The sequence below is a fragment of the Stenotrophomonas sp. HMWF003 genome, assembly GCF_003061285.1.
In the GTDB taxonomy this organism is placed as follows: Bacteria; Pseudomonadota; Gammaproteobacteria; order Xanthomonadales; family Xanthomonadaceae; genus Stenotrophomonas; species Stenotrophomonas maltophilia_AP.
In genome coordinates, this window is record NZ_QAIW01000031.1 from 1 (window position 1) to 2,638 (window position 2,638).

Consider the following 2,638-nt stretch of genomic DNA (forward strand, 5'->3'; position numbering starts at 1 on the left):
CGGGCCGCTGACCGGGGTACCGAACGGCACCGCCTGCAGCACGCTGGCGCTGAAGTCCTTCTTGTCCTGCGTATAACGCACGCCACCGCGCAGCTTGAAGCGCTCGGTCACGTCGAAATCGCCGGACACGAACGCCGCCCAGGCCTTGTTGCGCTGGCTCTGCACGGCATGGCCGTTCTGCGGATTGCCCGGGGTCAGCGAGTCGTAGTTGAAGCTGTCGATGGTGACGTCTTCATCGAAGTAGAACAGCCCCGCCTGCCAGTCGAAGCGGCCCCATTCGTTGGATTCGATGCGGAATTCCTGGGTCCACTGGCGGTGGTGCGGCAGGCCATCGGCCGACTCGGAGGCGAACGGGATGTTGCCCGGGCCGTAGTTGCCCGCGCCCAGGAAGCTGGCGCCGTAACCACCGTCGATGTCGCCGTGGTTGAGCGATTCGGCGGTTTCATAGCCGGTGATGGAGTGCAGCGTCACCCGGCCCAGGTCCCACTTCAGGCGCGCGCTGGCGCCCCAGGTTTCCAGTTCGGAGAAATTCTGGCCATCGGTGGAGACCTCGTCGCGGTCGAAGTTCTCGACCAGCTGGTTGGTGCCCGGCTTGAGGATGTTGGCGCGGAACAGGCGCGCGGTGCCGTTGAGCTTGCGCTTGTGCACGTTGAACAGCGCTTCGAGATCGTCGCCTTCGTACAGGAACTGCACGCGGGCGGCGGCTTCGTCATAGCCTTCAAAGCCCTGCGCCGGTGCATTGGCGCGGGTGTTGGTGACCCAATCATCGCGGCGCTGGTACAGCGCCGACACGCGTGCCGACCAGCGGTCGGTCAGCGGGCCGCCGTAGGCGCCCTGCGTGTTCCAGGTGTTGTAGCTGCCATAGGCCACCTTGACGTACCCATCGGCGTCCTGCGACGGGCGTGCCGAATCGAACTTGACCACGCCAGCCGGGGTGTTGCGGCCGAACAGGGTGCCCTGCGGGCCGCGCAGCACTTCCACGCCGGCCAGGTCGAACAGCGGGAAGCCCTTCAGCAGCGGGCTTTCCTGGACCACGTCGTCATACACCAGCGACACCGGCTGCGAAGCATTGAGATCGAAGTCGGTATTGCCCAGGCCGCGGATGTAGAAGCGCGGGAAGGCACGCCCGTAGGACGATTCGATGTTCAGGCTGGGCACGCGCGCGGACAGGAAACGGATGTCGTCGCCGGCCGAACCGAGCACGTCGAGCTTCTCGCCCTGGATGGCCGAGATCGACACCGGGACGTCCTTGGCGTTTTCCACACGGCGCTGGGCCGTCACCTGCAGGGTGTCGAGGGCGACCGGATCCTTGGTGGCGGGGGCGTCCTGGGCTGCGGCCGTCAATGGCAGCAGGGCGGCAAGGGCGATGACGAGCGGGTGCACGGACGGAAACCGGCCGTGGGCAGTGCGGTTCGGGAACATGGCGTTTAGGCTGTGTTGGGAGGGGTGGTGGACCGGCGCTACCAGACAATTGTTGCAGTACAGCAACAGCGTCGCAAATTCCGGTCATTCATTACCAAGATCCGGCCATCCGGATGTGAAGGCAGATCGCGGTTTCCGACGCCGGTCACGACTTCCGGCCCACTCGGGCCCACGCCGGGCCGCTCTAGACTGGCCCCCTCCTCCGTCTGCCAGGCACACCGTCATGACCCAGTGGTATTTCCATACGTCCGGCCAGGCCGACCGCACCGGTCCTCTCGACGATGCCGCCGCCCGCCAGTACGCCCACCTCAACCCGCGGGCACTGGTCTGGTGCGAGGGCATGAGCGGCTGGATGGCGATCAGCGAGGTGCCCGAACTGCTAGCCGGGAGCGTCCCGCAAGGCGCGCCGCCGCCGCTGCCCGGCCCGGGCGGCCGCAGCCAGCGCGCCGACGACATCGACTTCCGCATCGTCGGCCATGAAATGCAGTTCGTGGAGATCGAGCTGGACCCGGGCGAAAGCGCCATCGCCGAGGCCGGCGCGCTGATGTTCAAAGACGCCGCAGTGCAGATGGACACCGTGTTCGGCGACGGCTCGCACAGCGGCCAGGGCGGCGGCTTCATGGACAAGCTGATGAGCGCCGGCAAGCGCGTGCTCACCGGTGAAAGCCTGTTCGCCACGCTGTACACGCATACCGGCCACGGCAAGGCCAAGGTCGCCTTCGCCGCGCCCTACCCCGGCACCGTGCTACCGATGAAGCTGGACCAGCACGGCGGCCGCCTGATCTGCCAGAAGGACAGCTTCCTGGCCGGCGCGCGCGGCGTGCAGATCGGCGTGCAGTTCCAGCGCAAGATCATGACCGGCCTGTTCGGCGGCGAGGGCTTCATCATGCAGAAGCTGGAAGGCGACGGCTGGGTGTTCGTGCACGCCGGCGGCTGCGTGGTGGAGCGCGAACTGGCCGCCGGCGAGCGGCTGGACGTGGACACCGGCTGCATCGTGGCCTACCACGCCAGCGTGGACATGGACGTGCGCCGCGTAGCCGGCATCAAGAGCATGGTGTTCGGCGGCGAAGGCGTCTTCCTGGCCACCCTGACCGGCCCGGGCAAGGTGTGGCTGCAGTCGCTGCCGTTCTCGCGCCTGGCCGGGCGCATGTGGATGGCCGCGCCCCAGGCCGGCGGGCAGAGCCGTGGCGAGGGTTCGGTGCTGGCCGGCAATGGC

Annotated in this window: 2 protein-coding genes; one reads left to right on the plus strand and one right to left on the minus strand. The window is 67.6% G+C overall.

The features are described from left to right. Positions 1–1,422: TonB-dependent receptor plug domain-containing protein (locus tag DBR34_RS01190; protein ID WP_181393869.1), on the minus strand; the 1,422-nt coding region annotated here is incomplete at its 3' end. A 223-nt stretch (positions 1,423–1,645) separates the two neighbouring features. On the opposite strand from DBR34_RS01190, the gene DBR34_RS01195 reads away from it, so the two are divergent. Beyond that, a partial coding sequence (locus tag DBR34_RS01195) for a TIGR00266 family protein (protein WP_128095377.1) occupies positions 1,646–2,638 on the plus strand: 993 nt, incomplete at its 3' end.